Source organism: Streptomyces sp. NPDC052043, from assembly GCF_044548235.1.
GTDB lineage: Bacteria > Actinomycetota > Actinomycetes > Streptomycetales > Streptomycetaceae > Streptomyces.
Window position 1 is genome coordinate 211705 of sequence record NZ_JBIUBT010000001.1, and the last position, 20055, is coordinate 231759.

Annotated in this window: 19 protein-coding genes; 14 read left to right on the forward strand and 5 right to left on the reverse strand. The window is 70.1% G+C overall.

Annotated features, from left to right (window positions below; all coding sequences use genetic code 11):
• Window positions 1–8: 8 nt before the first annotated feature.
• The gene (gene dusB, locus ACIHCX_RS00920; RefSeq protein ID WP_400025324.1) at window positions 9–1148 is read left to right on the forward strand and encodes a tRNA dihydrouridine synthase DusB; all 1140 of its coding nucleotides are present in this window, start codon (window positions 9–11) and stop codon (window positions 1146–1148) included.
• A gap of 130 nt (window positions 1149–1278) precedes the next feature.
• On the opposite strand, the gene ACIHCX_RS00925 is transcribed toward dusB, so the two are convergent.
• Window positions 1279–2910 carry a CDP-alcohol phosphatidyltransferase gene (locus ACIHCX_RS00925; protein WP_400025325.1) on the reverse strand — a complete coding sequence of 544 codons (1632 nt, stop codon included), beginning with the start codon at window positions 2908–2910 and terminating at the stop codon, window positions 1279–1281.
• A gap of 1043 nt (window positions 2911–3953) precedes the next feature.
• On the opposite strand from ACIHCX_RS00925, the gene ppdK reads away from it, so the two are divergent.
• The 5 genes from ppdK (at window position 3954) to ACIHCX_RS00950 (ending at window position 10198) form a co-directional block, all read left to right on the forward strand.
• Complete coding sequence (gene ppdK, locus ACIHCX_RS00930) at window positions 3954–6701, forward strand: pyruvate, phosphate dikinase (RefSeq protein WP_400025327.1); 2748 nt, start codon at window positions 3954–3956, stop codon at window positions 6699–6701.
• Between the two features lie 297 nt (window positions 6702–6998).
• Window positions 6999–7346, forward strand: a complete 348-nt coding sequence (locus tag ACIHCX_RS00935) for a hypothetical protein (protein WP_400025329.1) — start codon at window positions 6999–7001, stop codon at window positions 7344–7346.
• Window positions 7347–7988: 642 nt separating this feature from the next.
• On the forward strand, window positions 7989–8441 hold the full coding sequence (locus ACIHCX_RS00940; protein ID WP_400025331.1) for a hypothetical protein: 453 nt from the start codon (window positions 7989–7991) through the stop codon (window positions 8439–8441).
• Window positions 8442–8727: 286 nt separating this feature from the next.
• Window positions 8728–8931: a hypothetical protein gene (locus tag ACIHCX_RS00945; RefSeq protein ID WP_400025333.1), complete on the forward strand. Its 204-nt coding sequence runs from the start codon at window positions 8728–8730 to the stop codon at window positions 8929–8931.
• Window positions 8932–9592: 661 nt separating this feature from the next.
• Window positions 9593–10198, forward strand: a complete 606-nt coding sequence (locus tag ACIHCX_RS00950) for a dihydrofolate reductase family protein (protein WP_400025335.1) — start codon at window positions 9593–9595, stop codon at window positions 10196–10198.
• 328 nt (window positions 10199–10526) lie between these two features.
• Here ACIHCX_RS00950 and ACIHCX_RS00955 read toward each other — a convergent pair whose 3' ends face one another.
• Window positions 10527–11198 (reverse strand): hypothetical protein, encoded by a 672-nt coding sequence (locus ACIHCX_RS00955; protein WP_400025337.1) that lies wholly within the window; start codon window positions 11196–11198, stop codon window positions 10527–10529.
• A 244-nt stretch (window positions 11199–11442) separates the two neighbouring features.
• Between ACIHCX_RS00955 and ACIHCX_RS00960 the strand changes: the two genes are divergently transcribed.
• From ACIHCX_RS00960 to ACIHCX_RS00970, 3 genes are all read left to right on the forward strand, one after another.
• Window positions 11443–11559, forward strand: coding sequence for an integrase (locus ACIHCX_RS00960; RefSeq protein ID WP_400025339.1), 117 nt, complete (start codon window positions 11443–11445; stop codon window positions 11557–11559).
• A 146-nt stretch (window positions 11560–11705) separates the two neighbouring features.
• Entirely contained in the window at window positions 11706–12629 is a 924-nt protein-coding gene (locus ACIHCX_RS00965) for an oxidoreductase (RefSeq protein WP_400025341.1), read from the forward strand.
• 117 nt (window positions 12630–12746) lie between these two features.
• Window positions 12747–13529 (forward strand): sulfite exporter TauE/SafE family protein, encoded by a 783-nt coding sequence (locus ACIHCX_RS00970; protein WP_400025343.1) that lies wholly within the window; start codon window positions 12747–12749, stop codon window positions 13527–13529.
• A 35-nt stretch (window positions 13530–13564) separates the two neighbouring features.
• Here the strand turns inward: ACIHCX_RS00970 and ACIHCX_RS00975 are convergent, their stop codons facing one another.
• On the reverse strand, window positions 13565–14182 hold the full coding sequence (locus tag ACIHCX_RS00975; RefSeq protein WP_400025345.1) for a class F sortase: 618 nt from the start codon (window positions 14180–14182) through the stop codon (window positions 13565–13567).
• 176 nt (window positions 14183–14358) lie between these two features.
• Window positions 14359–14907, reverse strand: a complete 549-nt coding sequence (locus ACIHCX_RS00980; RefSeq protein WP_400025347.1) for a hypothetical protein — start codon at window positions 14905–14907, stop codon at window positions 14359–14361.
• Window positions 14908–15633: 726 nt separating this feature from the next.
• On the opposite strand from ACIHCX_RS00980, the gene ACIHCX_RS00985 reads away from it, so the two are divergent.
• The 4 genes from ACIHCX_RS00985 (at window position 15634) to ACIHCX_RS01000 (ending at window position 18959) form a co-directional block, all read left to right on the forward strand.
• Window positions 15634–16380 (forward strand): ferric reductase-like transmembrane domain-containing protein, encoded by a 747-nt coding sequence (locus tag ACIHCX_RS00985; protein ID WP_400025349.1) that lies wholly within the window; start codon window positions 15634–15636, stop codon window positions 16378–16380.
• Window positions 16381–16484: 104 nt separating this feature from the next.
• Window positions 16485–18161 carry an FAD-dependent oxidoreductase gene (locus ACIHCX_RS00990; protein WP_400025352.1) on the forward strand — a complete coding sequence of 559 codons (1677 nt, stop codon included), beginning with the start codon at window positions 16485–16487 and terminating at the stop codon, window positions 18159–18161.
• Window positions 18158–18430, forward strand: a complete 273-nt coding sequence (locus ACIHCX_RS00995; protein ID WP_400025354.1) for a hypothetical protein — start codon at window positions 18158–18160, stop codon at window positions 18428–18430. Before ACIHCX_RS00990 ends, ACIHCX_RS00995 begins: the two co-directional genes overlap by 4 nt.
• 124 nt (window positions 18431–18554) lie before the next feature.
• Window positions 18555–18959, forward strand: a complete 405-nt coding sequence (locus tag ACIHCX_RS01000; protein ID WP_400025356.1) for a nuclear transport factor 2 family protein — start codon at window positions 18555–18557, stop codon at window positions 18957–18959.
• A 19-nt stretch (window positions 18960–18978) separates the two neighbouring features.
• On the opposite strand, the gene ACIHCX_RS01005 is transcribed toward ACIHCX_RS01000, so the two are convergent.
• Window positions 18979–19581 carry an ArsR/SmtB family transcription factor gene (locus ACIHCX_RS01005; protein WP_400025358.1) on the reverse strand — a complete coding sequence of 201 codons (603 nt, stop codon included), beginning with the start codon at window positions 19579–19581 and terminating at the stop codon, window positions 18979–18981.
• A 147-nt stretch (window positions 19582–19728) separates the two neighbouring features.
• Here ACIHCX_RS01005 and ACIHCX_RS01010 point away from each other — a divergent pair, with 147 nt between their 5' ends.
• Complete coding sequence (locus ACIHCX_RS01010) at window positions 19729–20001, forward strand: hypothetical protein (RefSeq protein ID WP_400025360.1); 273 nt, start codon at window positions 19729–19731, stop codon at window positions 19999–20001.
• Window positions 20002–20055: the final 54 nt, after the last annotated feature.

Genomic DNA, 20055 nt, shown 5'->3' on the forward strand with positions numbered 1-20055 from the left:
ATGGGGGAATGCCCATGCCCGATTCCCCCCTCCAGATCGGCCCGCACACCGTCTGGCCGCCCGTGGTGCTGGCCCCCATGGCCGGGATCACCAACGCACCCTTCCGCACCCTGTGCCGGGAGTTCAGCCAGGGCAAGGGCCTGTACGTCAGCGAGATGATCACGACCCGGGCGCTGGTCGAGCGCAACGACAAGACCATGCAGCTCATCAGGTTCGACGCGAGCGAGCGCCCGCGCTCGATCCAGCTGTACGGCGTGGACCCGGCCACCGTCGGCAAGGCCGTCCGCATGATCGCGGAGGAGGACCTCGCCGACCACATCGACCTCAACTTCGGCTGCCCGGTGCCCAAGGTGACCCGCAAGGGCGGCGGCTCGGCCCTCCCCTACAAGCGCAACCTGCTGCGGGCGATCCTGCGCGAGGCCGTCAGCGGGGCCGGCGACCTGCCGGTCACGATGAAGATGCGCAAGGGCATCGACGACGACCACCTCACCCACCTCGACGCCGGACGGATCGCGGTCGAGGAGGGCGTGACGGCGATCGCGCTGCACGGCCGCACGGCCGCCCAGCACTACGGCGGCACGGCGGACTGGGACGCCATCGCGCGCCTGAAGGAGCACGTGCCCGAGATCCCGGTGCTCGGCAACGGCGACATCTGGTCGGCCGACGACGCGCTGCGGATGGTGCGGGAAACCGGCTGCGACGGCGTGGTCGTGGGCCGCGGCTGCCTCGGCCGGCCGTGGCTGTTCGCCGATCTGGTGGCGGCCTTCGAGGGGCGCCAGGACCTGGCCCGCCCGTCCCTGCGCGAGGTCGCCGACGTCATGGTCCGGCACGCCACCCTGCTCGGCGAGTGGATCGGCGACGAGTCGCGCGGTGTGATCGACTTCCGCAAGCACGTCGCCTGGTACCTCAAGGGCTTCGCGGTCGGCTCCGAGATGCGCAAGCGGCTGGCGATCACCTCCTCCCTCGAGGAGCTGCGCGCCGGTCTCGACGAGCTGGACCTCGACCAGCCCTGGCCCGCCGGCGCCGACGGGCCCCGCGGCCGCACCTCCGGCAACAACCGGGTGGTGCTGCCGGACGGCTGGCTGAAGGACCCCTACGACTGCGCGGGCGTGGGCGAGGACGCCGAACTGGACACCTCCGGCGGCTGACGCGTCCCGACCGTGGTGCCGGTGATGCCAGTGGCGCCGGTGGTGCCGGCAGGTCCCGGCCTGCCGGTTGGTGCCGGCGGGCCGGGACCGACGCGGCGGTCCGGCAGGCAGGGACCGACGCGGCGGTCGGTCAGCCCTTCGACGGGTGCGGCGTGGAGCCGTACGCCGTCAGGAAGCGGTCGCGGAAGGAACTCATCTTCCACACCGGGGCGTCGTGGTCGGGGCGCAGGCCCTCGGTCCAGCCCCAGTCGTCGATCCTGTCGAGGACCTTCGGGTCCTTGGCGATGATCGCGCACGGCACGTCCCGGCTGGCGTGGTCGCCGCTGACCCGGGCGATGGGCTGGTGGTCGCCGAGGACCACGAGCACGGTGTCGTCCTTGCCGTAGCGCTCCAGCCACTGGGTCAGGGCGGTCACCGAGTACTCGACCGACTTGCCGTACTCCTCGCGGGAGCGGGTGGAACTGGTGAGGACGTCCGCGGGTTTCTTGCCGGCCGCCTCGATGCCCTTGAACACCGAACCGTCACCGAGCTGGTCCCAGCCGACCATCTCCGGCACCGGCGCCCAGGGCTGGTGGCTGGAGGTCAGGATGACGAACGAGGTCAGCGGCTTGTCGCGCTTCCTGCCGTGCTCCAGGCGCTGGAAGGCCTCCAGCGCGTACTGGTCGGGCATGGTCGACCAGCTGAACTTGGGCCCCGCGTAGCCCATCTGGAAGGCGTTGTAGACCTTGTCCAGGCCGTACCACTTCGCCTCCGGCCAGCCCTTCTGCACGCCTGGCATGATGCCGACCGTGTCCCAGGCCCCGGTCTTCTTGAACGCCTCGGTCAGAGTGAGGCGGTCGCCGGTGGACACGGTGCGGTAGCGGTTCTGGTTGTCGACCCACAGGCCCGACATGAACGTGGAGTGGCCGAGCCAGCTGCCGCCGCCGTACGTCGCCGACGTCAGCCAGCCGCTCCTGGCGTGGAAGCCCGCCTCGGCCAGGGCCCGCGTACTGGAGTCGAGGGTCCTGTTGACGCCCGGCGCCGTGATCGGGTCCTCGATCGCGGTGCGGCCGTAGCTCTCGATGAACGTGAAGATCATGTCCTTGCCGCGCAGGTCCGGCACGAGCTGGCTGCCCGGGGTGGCGCCGAAGGGGTCGGCCTGCGCCGTCCTCGCGAACTCCCGCTCGTCGCGGAGCGTGGAGCGCAGTGCCTGCTCGTGGTACCTGACCATGACGACCGTGTGCTCGGAGGCCACCGGGACGCCGGCGACCTGGACGTTCAGGGCCGAGCACGTCATCCACACCACGCTGGCGAGCAGCAGCCCGCGCGTCGAGCGGGCCCTGTCGCGGCCCAGGAAGTCGCCGAGGCGCACGACCGCGAGGGCCGTCAGGGCGAGCACCGCCAGGACGAGGAGGCCGACGCCGATCGCGGCGAGCAACGCCGTCGTCCGGCCGAGGGTGTCCGCGAGGTACGACTGGGCGTCGTCCAGCAGCTCCCAGTCGAGGACCAGGTCGAAGCTGCGGCCCAGGTACTCGTTGAACTCGATGTCCGTCAGGTTCAGCACGGTCAGTACGCCGAGCGCCAGCCCGCCGAGCACCGCCACGGCCACCCGCGGCCGGCGCGGCAGCACGAGCAGCACGGCCGCCAGGAGCAGCCCCTCCACCGGCAGCCGCGTGAACGCCGCGACCTGGAACTGCGCCTGCTTGTTCGGCAACAGGAGCGCGACGGCGACCAGCAGGAGCGCGAGCAGAGTGACCCCGTGGGACAGCCTCCGCGCGGCCACGGGGTGCGCCCCCTTCCATCCGCACCAGGCCCGGCGCACGGCCCGCGGCCGTATCGCCCGCAGGACCCGGAGGGGGAACACCGGGGAGGCGACGGGCCCTGCGGGCGATACGGCGGGTTCGGCGGCTTGGGAGGGTGCCGTGGACTCAGCCGTCGCCGGCGTCGCCTGCGGGGTGTCGTCCACCGGGGAAGTGGTCGGGGCGGGGATGTCTCCGGTGCGGGGCGTGGCCGTCGTTGCCCCCGGCCTGCGCGCGGCGGGAATGGACACCGCGGGCCGGGCTGGTGTGGCAGCGGGCGCCTCGGCCTCCGGCTCCGCGTGCTCGCCCGTGCTCGGCTCCGAGCTCGCCCCCGGCTCCGCGCTCGTCCCCGGCTCCGCGCTCGTCCCCGGCTCCGTGTCGGCCCCCGGCTCCGCCGGGGGCGGAACGGAGGCCTTGGGTTCGTGTCCGTGCGACGCCGGTTGTCCGGCCGAGTCCGATGGTGCACCCGATGACGGGCTTGTATCCGTGTGCTGAGGCACCCGAAGGTCCTTCCGTGCGCGGCGTCGCTGAGGAGGCGGACCACGCCGGGGCCCGCCGCACTCCCGTACGGGAAGGGCCTCACCCGTGTTCACCGGTGCCGGGCAAACACCCGGCAAACCGAGCCCTGCCCACGCGGCCGGGAGCCGTCCGCATGGTGAAATTCCGGCGCCTGTGGCAGCGTGATTCTCGCCACCCTTGATAAGGGTTGCGCTCAGATGAGCGGATCATGGGCGGCTGCACTTCTCCAAAGGGTGGCACTCAGTGCCAGGTGTTGATCGTTCATCGATCGAAATCAGACGTGCCGGGAGCCGCTCATGTGAGCGAGGTGAGCGTGTCTACGAGCGTTGATTCGTTCAAGAAGTGAAAACATCTGCACCCGACGGCTTGCCAAGCCTTGACTTTCGATCCGGTGGCGGACGACTGGTTACGGGCGCATGACCCACGAGTGGACGTACCCATAGGCCTTTGATCTGGGTATGTTCCTCGCCGTCAGGGCAGCCACCGCGTCCTCGAGGAGTCGAGACCCGTGTCGGAAAACAAAGATCTCCAGGTAGCCGATCGCGGCAACAGTGTTGAGGGCGTGAAGTTCGTCTACGACTTCACCGAGGGCAACAAGGACCTCAAGGACCTCCTCGGCGGCAAGGGCGCGAACCTGGCCGAGATGACGAACCTGGGTCTTCCGGTCCCGCCGGGCTTCACGATCACCACCGAGGCCTGCAAGGTCTACCTCGACAGCGGCGAGGAGCCCGCGGCACTCCGTGACGAGGTGAGCGCGCACCTCGACGCGCTCGAGCAGAAGATGGGCAAGAAGCTCGGCCAGGCCGACGACCCCCTGCTGGTCTCCGTCCGCTCCGGCGCCAAGTTCTCCATGCCCGGCATGATGGACACCGTCCTGAACATCGGCCTGTCCGACACGTCCGTCCAGGGCCTGGCCAAGCAGGCCGGCGACGACCGGTTCGCCTGGGACTCCTACCGCCGCCTCATCCAGATGTTCGGCAAGACCGTCCTCGGCGTCGACGGCGAACTCTTCGAGGACGCCCTCGACAAGGCCAAGGAGACCAAGAAGGTCACGGTCGACACCGAACTCGGGGCCGCCGACCTGAAGAAGCTGGTCACCACCTTCAAGAAGATCGTCAAGAAGGAGGCCGGCCGGGACTTCCCGCAGGACCCGCGCGAGCAGATGGACCTCGCCATCAAGGCGGTCTTCGACTCCTGGAACGGCGAGCGCGCCAAGCTCTACCGCCGTCAGGAGCGCATCCCGCACGACCTCGGCACCGCCGTCAACATCTGCTCCATGGTGTTCGGCAACCTCGGCCCCGACTCCGGCACCGGCGTCGCCTTCACCCGCGACCCCGCCTCCGGCCAGCAGGGCGTCTACGGCGACTACCTCCAGAACGCGCAGGGCGAGGACGTGGTCGCGGGCATCCGCAACACCGTCCCGCTGGCCGAGCTGGAGCGGATCGACAAGGCGTCGTACGACCGGCTGATGCAGATCATGGAGACGCTGGAGAACCACTACAAGGATCTCTGCGACATCGAGTTCACCATCGAGCGCGGCCAGCTGTGGATGCTCCAGACCCGCGTCGGCAAGCGCACCGCCGGTGCCGCGTTCCGCATCGCCACCCAGCTCGTCGACCAGGGCCTGATCGACGAGGCCGAGGCCCTGAAGCGGGTCAACGGAGCCCAGCTCGCGCAGCTGATGTTCCCGCGGTTCGACGAGGAGGCCAAGGTCGAGCAGGTCGCCCGCGGCATCGCCGCCTCCCCGGGCGCGGCGGTCGGCAAGGCGGTCTTCGACTCGTACACCGCCGTCAAGTGGTCCCGCTCGGGCGAGAAGGTCATCCTGGTCCGCCGCGAGACCAACCCCGACGACCTGGACGGCATGATCGCGGCCGAGGGCATCCTGACCTCCCGCGGCGGCAAGACCTCCCACGCGGCCGTGGTCGCCCGCGGCATGGGCAAGACGTGCGTCTGTGGCGCCGAGGACCTGGAGGTCGACACCAAGCGCCGCCGGATGACGGTCCCCGGCGGGCACGTCGTCGAGGAGGGCGACGTGATCTCCATCGACGGCTCCACGGGCAAGGTGTACCTGGGCGAGGTCCCGGTCGTCCCGTCCCCGGTCGTCGAGTACTTCGAGGGCCGGATGCACCCGGGCGCCGACGACGCGGACGAACTCGTCGAGGCGGTTCACCGGATGATGGCCTTCGCCGACCGCAAGCGCCGCCTGCGCGTCCGTGCCAACGCCGACAACGCCGAGGACGCGCTGCGCGCCCGCCGCTTCGGCGCCCAGGGCATCGGCCTGTGCCGCACCGAGCACATGTTCCTCGGCGACCGCCGCGAGCTGGTGGAGCGGCTGATCCTGGCCGACACCCAGGCCGAGCGCGAGGAGTCCCTCAAGCAGCTCCTCCCGCTCCAGAGGCAGGACTTCGTGGAGCTGTTCGAGGCCATGGACGGCCTGCCGGTCACCGTCCGCCTGCTCGACCCGCCGCTGCACGAGTTCCTGCCCGACATCACCGAGCTGTCGGTGCGCGTGGCGCTCGCCGAGTCCCGCCAGGAGCCGCACGAGAACGAGCTGCGCCTGCTCCAGGCCGTGCACCGCCTGCACGAGCAGAACCCGATGCTCGGACTGCGCGGCGTACGCCTCGGCCTGGTCGTCCCCGGCCTGTTCACCATGCAGGTCCGCGCCATCGCCGAGGCGGCCGCCGAACGCCGGGCCGCCAAGGGCGACCCGCGTGCCGAGATCATGATCCCGCTGGTCGGCACCGTCCAGGAGCTGGAGATCGTCCGCGAGGAGGCCGACCAGGTCATCGCCGAGGTGGAGGCGGCGACCGGCACGCGGCTCAAGCTGGCGATCGGCACGATGATCGAGCTGCCGCGCGCCGCGCTGACCGCGGCCCAGATCGCCGAGGCGGCGGAGTTCTTCTCCTTCGGCACGAACGACCTGACCCAGACGGTGTGGGGCTTCAGCCGCGACGACGTCGAGGCGTCGTTCTTCACCGCCTACCTGGAGAAGGGCATCTTCGGGGTGTCGCCGTTCGAGACGATCGACAGGGACGGCGTCGGCTCCCTGGTGAAGTCCGCCGTCGAGGCCGGCCGAGCCACCCGCCCGGGCCTCAAGCTCGGTGTCTGCGGCGAGCACGGCGGCGACCCCGAGTCCGTCCACTTCTTCCACGAGGTGGGCCTGGACTACGTCTCCTGCTCCCCCTTCCGCATCCCGGTGGCACGCCTGGAGGCCGGCCGGGCCTCGGTCGAGGCGGAGGGCAGCGACCACCGGTAACCGGTGACAGACCCCGGAGTCCTCGTCGTGGTCCCCGACCCTCACTACCGATTGCGACGAGGACTCCGGTCCACGAAAGGAGAGGGGCGGCATCCCGTGCGGGGGTGCCGCCCCTTCCAAATGGTGTTTGCTTGCGTTGGTCGCCGTTGAGCCCGACCGAAGCCGTTGTGCCCTCGTTGTGCCCTCACGATGCGGCTGAGTCACGTGCTCCCTTGCAGGCGGTCACTCCCGAACGTGCGCTGTGGAGTACGGACCCCGTACCGTTCCCGGCGATGCCGTTGTGCGGGAGGGGCGAGCATGGGGCGCGGGTGGGGTTGGCTGGGCATCACCGTGGGCGCGGCCGCGGTGCTGGGGCTGCTGGCGATACCGAACGGCAGTGGGGGCAACTCGTACGGCGGCGCCCTATGCGCGTCGGTGATCGGGGGGCCGGACGGTGATCAGCCCATTGCCACGGCCTTGGGCGGGGTCGACGAGGCGGACACCAAGGAGGCCATCCGTACCGCCCTGCTGGATTGCGAACGCCGTCGCGGCAGCCGCCTCGGCTGGGCCCTGGCGGTGGCCACCCCCACGGCCATGCTTCTCGGCGGCCTCCTGGCCACCCTCCCGCCCCGGGGCCGCCGGGCGGCGAAGCCGGGCTACCGCTGATCCACGGCTTCCGTTTCCGTTCGCACCGCGCCGAGGGCGGAGCGGTACCGGCCCCGGGCGATGCCCTTGTGGCGGGGGGCTGTTGCTACGTCACCGATAGCCAGGTGATCTGTCACAGGCACTAATGGTTCGATGTCCTCAGGCATGCAGAGTCTGTAAATCCCCCGCGGGCGACAGACCCTCTGCAAGGCGCCACAGCGAGTCCCCCATGAGTCCCCCCGCAGCGCCAGGGCGAAGGAAACCCGTAGGCCGCAGCAGACATACGGAGCCCGCTGGAAGACTGCCGGCGGCTGGGCGCTGGCAGCGGATGGGCCTTTCCCTTGCACTTGCCAGTGGGGAGGATCAGGGCGGGCTGGATCTGCTCGACGGTCTAGATGTCGACTTGCGGACGGACTAGCGTCTACAAGTGAAGCCGCAATGGGGGCACGCCCCGTCCAGCGAGTCTCCTCAGCGGGGCCCGTGGTCGCAGCGCCCGCCCGTGGAACCTGGGCGGGCGGGATGGCGGCGTCGGAGCCCGGGACGTGCTTCTCATCAATCCAGCGGCGACGCTTACGACCGCGCCGCTCCATCTCATTCGGCGGGCGCGGCCATCAGTCTTGCGCGGTTTCGTTGCGCGAGGCGATGGAAGGAAAGGTATTACTCATGCGAGCACAGCGCATTAAGCGCCTCTTCGCGGTGTCCGCGGCCGGTGTTGTCATGGCCGGCGGCGCGGCGATCGGCGCGGCGGGGACCGCTTCGGCGCATGACTTGAGCTACGACCAGGGTCACCATTCCGGTTACAGCAGCGACTACGGCGACCCCGGCGGCGACCACGGCGGCCACGGCGGCCAAGGCCGCAGCCACGGCGGCTACGGCCGCGGTCACGGCGGTCAAGGCGGTCACGGCGGCGGCTACGGCCGCGGTCATGGCGGTCAAGGCGGTCACGGCGGCGGCTACGGCCGCGGTCATGGCGGTCAAGGCGGTCACGGCGGCGGCTACGGCCGCGGTCATGGCGGTCAAGGCGGTCACGGCGGCGGCTACGGGCGCGGCCACGGCGGTCAAGGCAGCCAAGGCGGTCACGGCGGCCAAAAGCACATCCACGTGCACATTCACTGATGGAGGATCGACCACTTGGGCCCAGGTCAAGTCCTGGGCCTTCAACATTCCGCATTCAAGGGAAAACGCTCAACCAAGCCGGGTCTACCACGAAGTGGTGAAGGCTTAGACCACCCGTCCGGCCGGGGTGGTCTCTTCGTTCTAGGGCCTGTCCGACGGGTCGCGTCACCGACCCTGCACCCGCCAGCACTGTCACCCGAATGGCGCAACATGACGGGCCACCCCCATGGGTGAGGATCAAGCTGGCTAGTGGCCCAGCCGAGGCAATCCGTGAAAGGGGAACCACATGCGCATTCGACGAATCCTCGCCGCCGTCTTCGCCACGGCAGCCCTCGCCGGGCTCGGCCTCACAGGCGCCGCCACCGCCACCGCACAGGGTGGCGGTGGCTTCACCACCCCTTCTCAGTGCAGGGAGGGCGGCGGACAGCCCTATCTGCACAACACCGTCAAATGCTGGGGCGGTAAGTACGACGGGCTGACTGTCGACTAGACCCCACAAGACGCCCCGCGGCCACGCGCCGCGGGGCGTCCCGCGCGAGCGTAGCCGGGAGAGTCGCAGGGACTGTGCCGGCCCGTCTGGCACGCTAGAGGCCTGGAGCAGGTAGGAAGCTCACCCGCCATGGTTCGAGGCGCAGGTGCGGGCTGTTGGGGCTACGGACAACGTGTGGACGGCACGTAGGCGTCTGGGCGCGAGCGCTGAAAGTGGGCTGGCTGTGGTTCGGGCCGTCCGAGGGTGGCCAGAAGAGCCGTCCGCTGATCGTGTCGGGGACCGGTATGGCGCGCGGAGGACGGGTGTGGCTCACGGTGCGACGCCATAGGCACGACGGCGCGGAGGGGGAGGGCGGAAGGCGTCGTGGTGAGCCAGGGCGGCTTCAAGTTCCGGGATCGCGTAGATCGTCGGGGCCGTTCGAGGGTAGGGCTGAGCTGGGGCTTTGACAGAACTCAAACCGCCGTTCCCAATCGCGTGGAGATCATTACCCGACTGCATGCATAGTGCAATCATGTAGGTTTCCGGCCCTCCGAAGCAGTGCCGCTCCGCCGACGTGATCGGCTGCAGTGTCATGGGTTTTCTCGTTACTCCACAGCGCGGCCGATGAGTTTGTGGCTCCCGGCCGGTCCAAGCTCGTGACACCCCAGGAAAGGACACCGCCATGTCGGAGCTTCTCGTCGACTTCATCACCTCCCTCGACGGCCACGCATCGGGAGAGGGATGGCCCGGGTTCTGGGGCCTCGAAGGCAAGGAGTACCTCGCATGGCTCGGCGAGCAGCCCGAGGCCACCTACCTGATGGGAGCGAACACCTACCGCCTGATGTCGGGCTTCGCCGCAGGCGAGGTCCCGAATGGCCAAGACGAGTTCAGGCCCGAAGAAGAGGCGTCCGTCGACGAGCTCACGCAAGCGTCCAAGATGGTGTTTTCCTCCTCACTCGAGGAGCCACTGGCGTGGGCCAACTCCACGCTCGTCCGCGACGACGCCGTCGAGGCGGTCCGCGCCATGAAGTCGAGTGGCTCGGGGCTCCTCAGTACGATCGGCAGCCTCACCCTGTGCCGGTCCCTGCTACGAGCCGGACTCGTCGACCGCTTCCGGGTCGTGATGTTCCCGGTGATCACCGGGGCAACGGGCGAAGAACGCATCTACGACGGCTATCCGGACGTTGCCCTCGAGATGATCGAGCACCGCACCTTCGACGGCCGCATCCAGCTGGTCGAGTACAAGCCCCGCGTGCTCGAGCACCCGCCGCTCGGCGTCCCTGCGTGACGTCGCCCCGTCCGCCGGTATAGACGGCCGCCAGGCCGGCGGACGGGGGGCGCGGAGCAAGACCTCATAGGGGGCGAACGGCCAACGTCAGGACGCCCGGTCCATCGTTGTTGTGCGGCGGGAGTTGACGACGCAGCAGAACAGGCATGGAGCCAGTGATCATGTTGGTGTCGAAGCCAGCTGATCACGAAGAGGTACGCGTTCACCGGCCGGCCGGTGCTGTACGAACGGTCGTAGGGGGACTCATCGATCGATGCGGCAATCCATCGGACATTGTCGGGTGGAAGCGCTCCGGGGCCGGAGCCGCGCTGCTCATGTGAGCCCTTGGCTATGTTCTGAACAGCTGCCCGTAATCAGCCACTTGAGTGAGCACGCCTGACCGTCGCAACACGTCCCAGAGTGCCGCCTGATTCGCGGTGATCACAGGCAGACCACGATCCTCCTCCAGCGCCTCGATCACACCGATCGAGCGGAATCCGTTCCCGGCGATGAAAATGCCCTCCGCCTCGGAAGGTACGTTCCTACGCACCCACTCGTAAATCTCGGCAGGAAATGCGATCGAACCCAGGTTCGGATGCGGGACCTCTTGAGAGGGATGCAGATGGCTCGCATGAACCACATCGAATCCGTGTTCGTGGAAATAGTCCGCGCCTTTCTGATCCAGCTCGTCACTGAAAAACGGCGCATGAACCAACGCGATCCGCCCCGCTCCCAACGCGCGAAAAGCAGCAACCGCCGAGGCTGCAGGCATGCGGACGGGAATTCCGTTCGAACGTTCCTCAAGGCGAGCCACGAGCTCTTGTTCTCCGGGCTTGCCGACGAGATAGCTGCCAGTTGTGAAGGCGAAGACGATTGCCTGGAGCGGCAAGCGCGACAGTTGCGCCGTCGCGTTGTCAGGGCCAGGAGCGTCGGCGTATGTTTTGAGTCCGCTAAAAGGCACGCGCGCAGCGTGGATAGAAACGCCTTCGGGAGCCATGGTCGAGAACTCGGACTCGATCACGGTATTGTCATCGTGAGTCAGCACCCCGATCCGTGCACGCCATCCCAACCCGTCGGGCTTCCAAGCGCTTACGTCCCTACGCATGCACACAACCCTTCCTCGTTATAACCCGCTCTGGCATTCAAGGTGACATTCGCGCCGATTAAACGCGTAGATGCGAACCTGCCTATCCGAGTCTTGCGCCCGGGTCACGGATTCGCGAGTCGAGTTGCGGCAGTGCGCCTACACACATCTGCTGGTGTGGATGAGGCTCGGTCACGCCAAGCCGTCGATCACGCTCAACGTCTACACGCATGTGTGGGAGGCGGAGGAAGACCGGACCGCCGACATGATGGAGGCCGCGCTGAGCGATGTGCCCTGAGAGTGCCCTGTGAGGGGCGGCAGACCCCGAATCCCCTGTACAGGCGATTGGTCTTGCACCCCGTGCGGGGGTGCCGACCCCCTCCTACGTTGGATCCACGGTGGACCACAGGTGCCCGCCGTCCCACCGCCACCAGGGAGCCGTCCATGCCCGGCTGGAACACACGCGACATGCCCGACCAGAGCGGCCGTACGGCCGTCGTCACCGGGGCCAACAGCGGGCTCGGTCTCGTCACCGCGCGGGAACTGGCGCGCAGGGGCGCCCGGGTGGTGCTGGCGTGCCGGACGGCGCGGGGGAGTGGGGCAGCCGATCGGGTGAGGCGTGCGGCGCCGGGGGCCGAGGTCGAGTTCGCGCGGCTGGATCTCGGGGACCTGGGATCCGTGCGGGAGTTCGCGGAGTGGTACCCGTACCAGCGGCTCGATCTGCTCGTCGACAACGCCGGGGTGATGGCGCCGCCGTACGGGACGACGGCGGACGGGTTCGAGACCCAGTTCGGGGTCAACCACCTGGGGCACTTCGCTCTCACCGGGCTGCTGCTGCCCCGGCTGCTCGACACCCCGGGCGCCCGCGTCGTGACCGTCTCCAGCGTGCTGCACGCCCTGGCCAACGTCGATCCGCGCGACCTCAACAGCGCGCGCCGCTACCGGCGTTGGATCGCCTACGCCCGCTCCAAGACCGCGAACCTGCTCTTCACGCACGAGTTGGCCCGCAGGCTCGCGGCCACCGGGTCCGACGTGGTCGCGACCGCCGCCCACCCCGGCTACGCCGCCACCAACCTCCAGACCGCGGGGCCCCGGGCGGAGGGCCGCCGGACGGCCGAACGGCTCATGGAGGCCGGCAACCGGGTCCTCGCCCAGCCGGCCGAGGCGGGCGCCCTGCCCACGCTGTACGCGGCGACCTCCCCCGGCGTGCGCCCCGACTCCTTCCACGGTCCGTCCTTCGCCATGTGGCGCGGCGCCCCGGCCCCGTCCTGGCGGGCACCCTGGACCCTCGACGACCGGGGCGGCCGGCTGCTCTGGGAGGCCTCCGAGCGACTCACCGGGGTGTCGTACGACGCCCTGGAGGACTGAGCCCGAGCCTGAGCAGGCCGTTCGGGCCACAGACCGTCGGGCCTCGCAGGACCCCCGGACCTCAAAAGACCCTCAGATGCATGGACCACCCACGCATCCCTGCCTAGGGTCGCGATCATGCCCGACATATCGCTGACCGTGGTCGTCCTGCTGTGCCTCGCCGCCTTCGCGGCCGGGTGGATCGATGCCGTGGTCGGCGGGGGCGGGCTCCTGCTGCTGCCGGCGCTGCTGCTGGGCCTGCCCGGCGGCACCCCGGCCGCGGTCGCGCTCGGCACCAACAAGGCGGTCGCCATCACCGGCACGGCCGGTGCGGCCGTGACCTACGTCCGCCGGGCACCCGTGGACGTCCGCACCGCCGTCCGTATCGGGCTGGCCGCGCTCGCCGGGTCCTCGGCGGGGGCGTTCTTCGCGGCCGGGATGAGCACCGACGTGCTCAAGCCGGTGATCATGGTGGTGCTGCTCGGGGTGGGCGCCTTCGTGATCCTGCGTCCCTCGTTCGGCACCGCCCCGGCGCCCGGTCCCGCCACCCGCCGCCGGATCCTCGCGGCGATCGGCCTCGCGGGCCTCGGCATCGGCTTCTACGACGGCCTCATCGGCCCCGGCACCGGCACATTCCTCGTCCTGGCGCTGACCGCCGTACTCCACCTGGACCTGGTGACCGCCTCCGCCACCGCCAAGATCGTCAACTGCTGCACCAACGCGGGAGCCCTGGCCACCTTCGCCTGGCAGGGCGCGATCCTGTGGCAACTGGCCGCCGTCCTGGCCGTGTTCAACCTGGCGGGCGGTGCCCTGGGCGCGCACACCGCGCTGAAGAAGGGCAGCGGCTTCGTCCGGATCGTGCTGCTGACGGTGGTGTTCGCGCTGGTGGCGAACATGGCCTACCAGCAGTGGGTGGCCTAGGGCCTCTCCAGCCGGGGCGTGCCGTGCCCTGGCGCTCAGCGGCTGCCGGTCAGATGGGCGAAGACGACCACGTTGCCCTGGTAGCCGGTGGACTTCGAGTAGCCACCGCCGCAGGTGATGACGCGCAGCTCCGGGCGCTTGGCGGGGCCGTAGACCTTCTCGTCGGGGAAGTCCTTGGACTCGTAGACCTCGATGGCGTCCACGGTGAAGACGGCGACCCCGCCGTCCCGGCGGTCGATCTCCACGGTGCTGCCCTTCTTCAGGGCGCCGAGGTTGTAGAAGACGGCGGGCCCCTGGGCGTTGTCGACGTGGCCGGCGACGATCGCGGTGCCCCGCTCGCCGGGGGTGGTGCCGGCCTCGTACCAGCCGGCCAGGTTCTTCTTGTCGGCGGGAGGGACGTCGAGGCTGCCGGACTTCGTCAGACCGAGGCCGGTCAGGGGGGCGTCGATCCGGATGGAGGGGATGCGGATCCGCAGGGGCGGGGACGGCGGCAGCGCCGAGGCGGCGCCGGCTTCGTCACCGGGGTCGAACACGCCCTGCGCCGCACCGGGCTGGGGCGGGGCGTGGGTCTCGACGGCGCTGTGCAGCAGCCAGGCGCCGGAGAAGAAGGCGACCACGGTGACGGTCGCTATCGCGGTGTTGCCTATGCGCATACGGACGACCCCTTTCGGAACCCCGCGGGATTCCTTTCGGCCCCCCTTGCGGCCCCTCCGACCCCCTTGCGGCCCCCGACCCCCTCCGACCTCCTCCCCCTCCGGGCCCGAGGGGCGTCGCGCCCGGAGGGGGAGGGGGCGTGCGGCACCGGCGGACGGACAGCGGAGGATGCCCGTCAGATCCCGTCGCCTCTCGCCCGGCGATGCAGGAGCCAGGTACCGCCCGCGGCGGCGACGGCGAGAGCCGCCACACCGGCCGCGGTCCGCAGGGGGTCGCCGTCCAGCGCGCCGCCCACCCCCGTCTTCACACTTCCCCGGGGCTCCACCTGCCCCTGCGCGGCCATCAGCGAGACGACCAGGTCGCCCTTGACCTCCCGGTCGCCCTCGGCGCACTGCGCGACGATCTCGTAGGTCCCCGGCTGCGCGCTCTCCGGCACCCGGAACCGCCCGACCGCCTCGCCCGCGCGCGAGCCGGGCGCCAGCGTGAAGGGACCCGCGCCGACCGCGCTGGCGTCTCCCGCCGCGGACGCCTTCTTGCCGCACCCCGAGGTGTTCACCGTGACCTGCCCGCCCGGCTCGACCGAGTACGGACTCACCTCCAGACTGCCGCCGGTCGCGCCGTACGCGGGCGCGGCCAGACCGCCCACGGCGGCCACGGCGGCCACGGCGAGCACGGCTCCGGCCATGGCGCTGGCCGGCGGACGGGCGGCGGCGGTACGTCGCATCGGTGCTCCTCCGGGCTCTGCTGGGGGGCCACGGCCCGCGACACCCGGGTGTGCCGCTGTCGGCCGTGTCCCTGCCCTTTCGAGGTAACGGGCACACCACCGCTCCCGCTTGCTGAAGGCGCGTCAGAAATAGGATGAACGGGTGCCAAAACACCCGTCCCGCGTGGGCTCGAGCCGCACGTTTCGGCAGGTCAAGGCCCCTTTGCTGACAGAACATCGAAGACCACCCGGAAGGGCGCGGGGCGCGGGGGTGAATGAGGGCGGGCGGACGGAAAGGGGCCATGTTCGAACCATGGGGATCTTTGCTCCCGAATCCGCACATACACCCTATGGTGTGGCGTTCGCCATAGACCGCTCGTCGCCGCCGCGCCCACAGTGGGCGATGACCGTATTCACCGTCGGCGTTCACCGGCGGCGGACGCCCGCTGCCGAGGATTCAGAGGGAATTCAGAGGTTGCCTGTCGCGCGGCGCCGCCTTCGGCTGGAGCGTGAGGGTTTAGTGGCATTTCACCAGCGCGTCTCACGCTCGGTGAACATCTCGCGGTCGACGTGATGGTGTAGCGTCTGCCGCCGAGCGAAGGGCCCGACCGTGAACCGACCACCGGTTGCCCCGCTCTCGGGGGACGTTTGCGCTAATTCTGCAGGAATGCGCATTCAGGCTCGACAGCAACCCGCCGGGTTATCTGTCCTGCCCCTTTATGGACGTCTATGTAGGGAGCTCGCAGTATGGGCACGCAGGTGCCGTCAGTCGGCCGCGGACGGAATGTCGCCGCGGTCGGGACAGTGCTCGCCCTTGTACTGACCGTGACTGTCGGCTGTTGCCTGACGGCGCCGGGCGCCTGGGCGGCCGAACCGCCGATCCCCGGGTCCCCGCTGGACGCGTACAACCACCATGTCCCCTACGACGTGGGCGTGCACAAGATCGCGCGCCTGGCGGCCATCATCGCCTACGTGCTGATGGTCGCGACCGTCGTGCTCGGGGTGATGCTGCGGCTGCGGTTCATGCAGCAGGCCGTCAACCGGTCCACCTTCTACGGCGCGCACATGACGCTGGCGTTGTCCGCGACGATCTTCGGCGGCATGCATGGTCTGACGTTCCTCTACCAGCCGATCTGGCAGATCGGCTGGACACAGCTGACCGTGCCGTTCGTCGGCGGGGTTCAGCGCCTGCCAGTCGGATTCGGCATTCTCGGCACCGAGTTGGCCATCGCGGTGGCCTGCTCGCTCTGGCTGCAGCGGCGTCTGGGATACCACCGCTGGTTGAAGTTCCACCAGCTCGCCTATGCGGCCTTCGCGCTGCTCTGGCTGCACATATTCCTCGTCCACCCCGAGCCGCGGCACCTCAACCCGGTGTCGGTCGGCATCGCGGCGGGTGCCGGAACCGTTCTTCTGGCCTTGCTGATCCGCATCTTCCCGTCGCGTTCCCGACTGCGGCAGCACGCGTTCCCGAGCAGCGCCGGCGGGATCAAGTGATACAGCCGCACCAGGGATATCCGCCGGGACGTTTCCACCCCGCCGGGGCCGGACCGGTACCCGCGCCGGCGACCGGACCGGTACCCGCGCCGGCGACCGGACCGGTGCACAACCCGCCGTACGGCCAGGGGGTCCCGGCTCCCCGCCCCGTCCCGTACGCGGCCCAGGACGTCGCGAACCCCCGTCCGACCGCGGCGATCGAACCGCAGTCCCCGGCTGAGCCGATCCAGGCGGACTCGTTCGACCTGCCGCGCCCGGTCCTGGTTCCGGAGAAGGAGCCCGTCCGCGTCAGCGTGGACAACAACCGCTGCCACATCTACGGGATCTGCCAGCAGGAGGCGCCCGAGGTCTTCCGGATCTCACAGGGCGGTTCGCTCCACTACACCCGCAACGTCCCCGCCGAGTTCGCGGCCAAGGCACGGCAGGCCGTGCGCTGCTGCCCCATGCAGGCCATCGCGATCAACGGCGGCCAGAAAGCCGGCTCCCGCGTCACCGGCGACCGCCGTCCCGCACGTCCGCCGCGCAGCGGAACGGCCACCAGGAAAACCCAGAAGCGCATCGTCGTCGCCGGCGCCGGACTGGCCGGCCTGAGCGCGGCGACCCGGCTCAGGGAACGCGGATTCGACGGAGAACTCGTCCTGGTCGGGGAGGAGTCGCACCGTCCCTACAGCCGCCCCCCGCTGTCCAAGCAGTTCCTCGCCGGCGAGCTGAGCGAGGAACAGCTCACCTTCCGGGCGGACGAGGCACTGGAGGCCCACTGGGTGCTGGACACCGGGATCGTCGGCCTCGACCTTCACCAGTCGAGCCTCCAACTGCGTGGCGGCGAGCGGCTGCCCTTCGACGGGCTGGTCGTGGCCACCGGAGTGGACGCCAAACGCCTCCCCGAAGCGCCGGTCTTCAGCGAACGGGTGCGCACCATCCGCACGCTGCGCGATGCCGTCGCGGTGCAGCGGGCCATGCGCGCGGCCAAGGCCCACCGCGTGGTGATCCTGGGCGGCGGATTCGTCGGCTGTGAACTGGCCTGCACCGCCAGGGAGCACGGCATGGACGTGTCCTTGGTGGTGCACAGCGCGCCGCTGCTGCGCCGGGTCCTCGGCGAGCGTCTCGGTGGTGTGGTCGGCGCCATCCAGCGCCGGGCCGGCGTCGACGTACGGCTCAGTACGAAGATCACCGAGTGGCAGGACCACGGCGACATGCTGAGGCTGCGACTGGATGACGACGACGTGATCGACTGCGACTTCGTCGTCCTGGGCCTGGGCAGCGAGCCGCGCACCGAATGGCTGCGCGGCAGCGGACTGGACGTCTCCGACGGCGTGCTGTGCGGCCCCAGCACCCATGTGATCGACGAGTGGGGCCGCACGATGCCGCACATCGTCGCCGCCGGCGACGTGGCGCGCTGGCCGAACGCGCGCTTCGACTCCAAGCCGCGGCGGGTGGAACACCTCATCCACGCCGTGGAGATGGGCCAGCACGCCGCCGACGCGCTGCTGCGCGGCCCGCACCACGCCCCGCGGTTCGCGCCCGTCCCGCGTTTCTGGTCCGAGCAGCACGGAACCAGGATCCAGGCCGCGGGGATCCCGGCCCTCGGGACCGACGTCGAGATCGTCGAGGGGTCGCTGCGTGCCGAGCGCTTCGTTGCCCGCTATTCCCGCGAGACGCCCTACGGGCCGCAGGTCGTGGCCGCCGTCGCCTTCGACATGCCGCTGGAACTCCTCGAATACCGCGACCAGATAGGCCGGTCCCGTCCGCGTCGCAACGTGAGCAGAAGGAAGAGACGATGAGCCGAGCTGGAGGTCCCCGCCGCCGCCGTACCCGCCACGTGTCCGCCGGCGGACTGGTGCCCTGGGCGCTGAGCCTGCCCGCCCGACTGCACGTGCGCTGGCTGGTGATCCTGCTCGTGACGGTGGCCGTGATGGGTGTCTACGGCAGGGCCCTGGTCACCGCCGAGCCGATGCCGCCCAGCCAGGCACCCGCGGCCGAGCTGGAAAACGGCTCCGAACCGGGCTCCGCCCCCTCGGCGACCGCCAGTCCCACACCCGAGGTCCGCTGAGCCGAGCGCTCTGGCGGGAAAGCCTCGGAGCATTCCTGGGTACCCGGACCGCTCCAGCCGCCCGCAGAAGGGGCGGCGCTCGGAAGGGGCGGCGCTCGGGGCAAGGGCCAGAAGGGACAGCGCCATGGATTCTGACAGCCGGACCAGGACCGCGATCGAGGAGCACTGGCGGGCCTCGGAGCGTGGGGACACCGAGGCCGAGCACGCCGTCTACGCCGCGGACGCGATCCTCGACTACCCGCAATCGGGCGAACGGTTCCGGGGGCGCGCGACGATCTCGGCGCAGCGCGGCGGGCACCCCGCCGACCGGCACTTCACCGTTCACCGGATCGTCGGCGGCGGTGACTTGTGGGTGAGCGAGTGTGTCATCACGTACGACGGGGTGCCCACCCGCTCGGTGAGCATCATGGAGTTCGCCCACGGGCAGGTGGTGCACGAGACGCAGTACTTCGCGGACGCCTTCGGTGCGCCCGACTGGCGGGCGGCGCTCGCGGAGCCGATGCCGGGCAGGGAGATCTCCCGGGCCTGACCCCGCTCCGGACAGGCCCTCAGTGCTCGTCCGTCTCCGTCGGCAGGGCGGGGGCGGGGCCCTCGTCCGGCAGCATGACCAGGCGTACGGCCATGTGGCGGGAGCCGGAGGGCCGGTCGCCCGGTTCCGGCGCGTACTTGTGCAGCAAGGTCCGGTACTCCTCGACGAACGCCGCCGTCTGTTCCTTCGTCAGCCACAGGCCGGAGCGGTAGATCTGGTTCCAGCCCGTCGAAGTGTCGTAACCGGCGTACGCCTTGACGACCAGGTTCAGGTCGTGCGTCATCTTGAGCGCACCGATCTTCACCGCGGCCTCGCGCTCGTCTGCCGTCATCTCCAGCCCCGGGGGCGTGAGGATGTCCGTCATGAGCGACCTCCACCAGCGTTCCCGGCCGCTGGACCGCTCCTCGATCTCGCCGATCAGCTTGAGCTCGGCGAGCTTGCGCAGGTGGTAGCTGGTCGTGCCGGTGCTCTCGCCCAGCGCCTTGGCGACGCTGGTGGAGTTCGCCTCACCGTGCTCGCCGAGGTAGCTCAGGATGTCGCGGCGCACCGGGTTGGACAGTGCCTTGTAGAAGGCCTTGAGGTCCGGGCCGGTGAGAACCCTTGTCTCGGGACGCTCAGCCATGGGGCCACCCTACTGCAAAGGTTCTCTGCAATCATTGCAGAGAACCTTTGCAGAGAAGCTCTGCATTCGTTAGTTTGGGGGCGCGGCGGTCCACGGCGGGCCCGCCCGAACACCGGGGGCGAGATGCAGAGCGAAAAGATCAGGAACATGCCGGACTCACTGAGCGCCCGGATGCGCGACGAGATCGACGACCAGGTCGCCGAGGCCTTCGACGCGTACCTGGAGGACCGCCTCGCCGAGCCGGGCCCCCTGCGCGCCGCACTGGCCACCCGGCGCGGCGCGGGGGTGGTGCTGGGCTCGATCGGCCTCGGCGCGCTCGCCACGGCGGTGGCGCCGAGCGGGGTCACGGCCGTCTGCTGGATCTGGGCCGCGATCACCGCCGTCGACGTGACATGGCTGCTGACGGCCCGCCGCCGCTGACGTGCCGCGAGGTGCCGCCCCGGCCGTGAAGGCCGGGGCGGCCGCTTCGGTCGA

What these genes read in the sequence shown, in the direction of transcription:
- dusB (WP_400025324.1), top strand. Translation starts at nt 9, where the DNA reads ATGCCCATGCCCGATTCCCCCCTCCAGATCGGCCCGCACACCGTCTGG.
- ACIHCX_RS01000 (WP_400025356.1), top strand. Translation starts at nt 18,555, where the DNA reads ATGGATTCTGACAGCCGGACCAGGACCGCGATCGAGGAGCACTGGCGG.
- ACIHCX_RS00985 (WP_400025349.1), top strand. Translation starts at nt 15,634, where the DNA reads ATGGGCACGCAGGTGCCGTCAGTCGGCCGCGGACGGAATGTCGCCGCG.
- ACIHCX_RS00940 (WP_400025331.1), top strand. Translation starts at nt 7,989, where the DNA reads ATGCGAGCACAGCGCATTAAGCGCCTCTTCGCGGTGTCCGCGGCCGGT.
- ACIHCX_RS00950 (WP_400025335.1), top strand. Translation starts at nt 9,593, where the DNA reads ATGTCGGAGCTTCTCGTCGACTTCATCACCTCCCTCGACGGCCACGCA.
- ACIHCX_RS00965 (WP_400025341.1), top strand. Translation starts at nt 11,706, where the DNA reads ATGCCCGGCTGGAACACACGCGACATGCCCGACCAGAGCGGCCGTACG.
- ACIHCX_RS00995 (WP_400025354.1), top strand. Translation starts at nt 18,158, where the DNA reads ATGAGCCGAGCTGGAGGTCCCCGCCGCCGCCGTACCCGCCACGTGTCC.
- ACIHCX_RS00975 (WP_400025345.1), bottom strand. Translation starts at nt 14,182, where the DNA reads ATGCGCATAGGCAACACCGCGATAGCGACCGTCACCGTGGTCGCCTTC.
- ACIHCX_RS00960 (WP_400025339.1), top strand. Translation starts at nt 11,443, where the DNA reads ATGAGGCTCGGTCACGCCAAGCCGTCGATCACGCTCAACGTCTACACG.
- ACIHCX_RS00970 (WP_400025343.1), top strand. Translation starts at nt 12,747, where the DNA reads ATGCCCGACATATCGCTGACCGTGGTCGTCCTGCTGTGCCTCGCCGCC.
- ACIHCX_RS01005 (WP_400025358.1), bottom strand. Translation starts at nt 19,581, where the DNA reads ATGGCTGAGCGTCCCGAGACAAGGGTTCTCACCGGCCCGGACCTCAAG.
- ACIHCX_RS00935 (WP_400025329.1), top strand. Translation starts at nt 6,999, where the DNA reads ATGGGGCGCGGGTGGGGTTGGCTGGGCATCACCGTGGGCGCGGCCGCG.
- ACIHCX_RS00980 (WP_400025347.1), bottom strand. Translation starts at nt 14,907, where the DNA reads ATGCGACGTACCGCCGCCGCCCGTCCGCCGGCCAGCGCCATGGCCGGA.
- ACIHCX_RS01010 (WP_400025360.1), top strand. Translation starts at nt 19,729, where the DNA reads ATGCCGGACTCACTGAGCGCCCGGATGCGCGACGAGATCGACGACCAG.
- ACIHCX_RS00945 (WP_400025333.1), top strand. Translation starts at nt 8,728, where the DNA reads ATGCGCATTCGACGAATCCTCGCCGCCGTCTTCGCCACGGCAGCCCTC.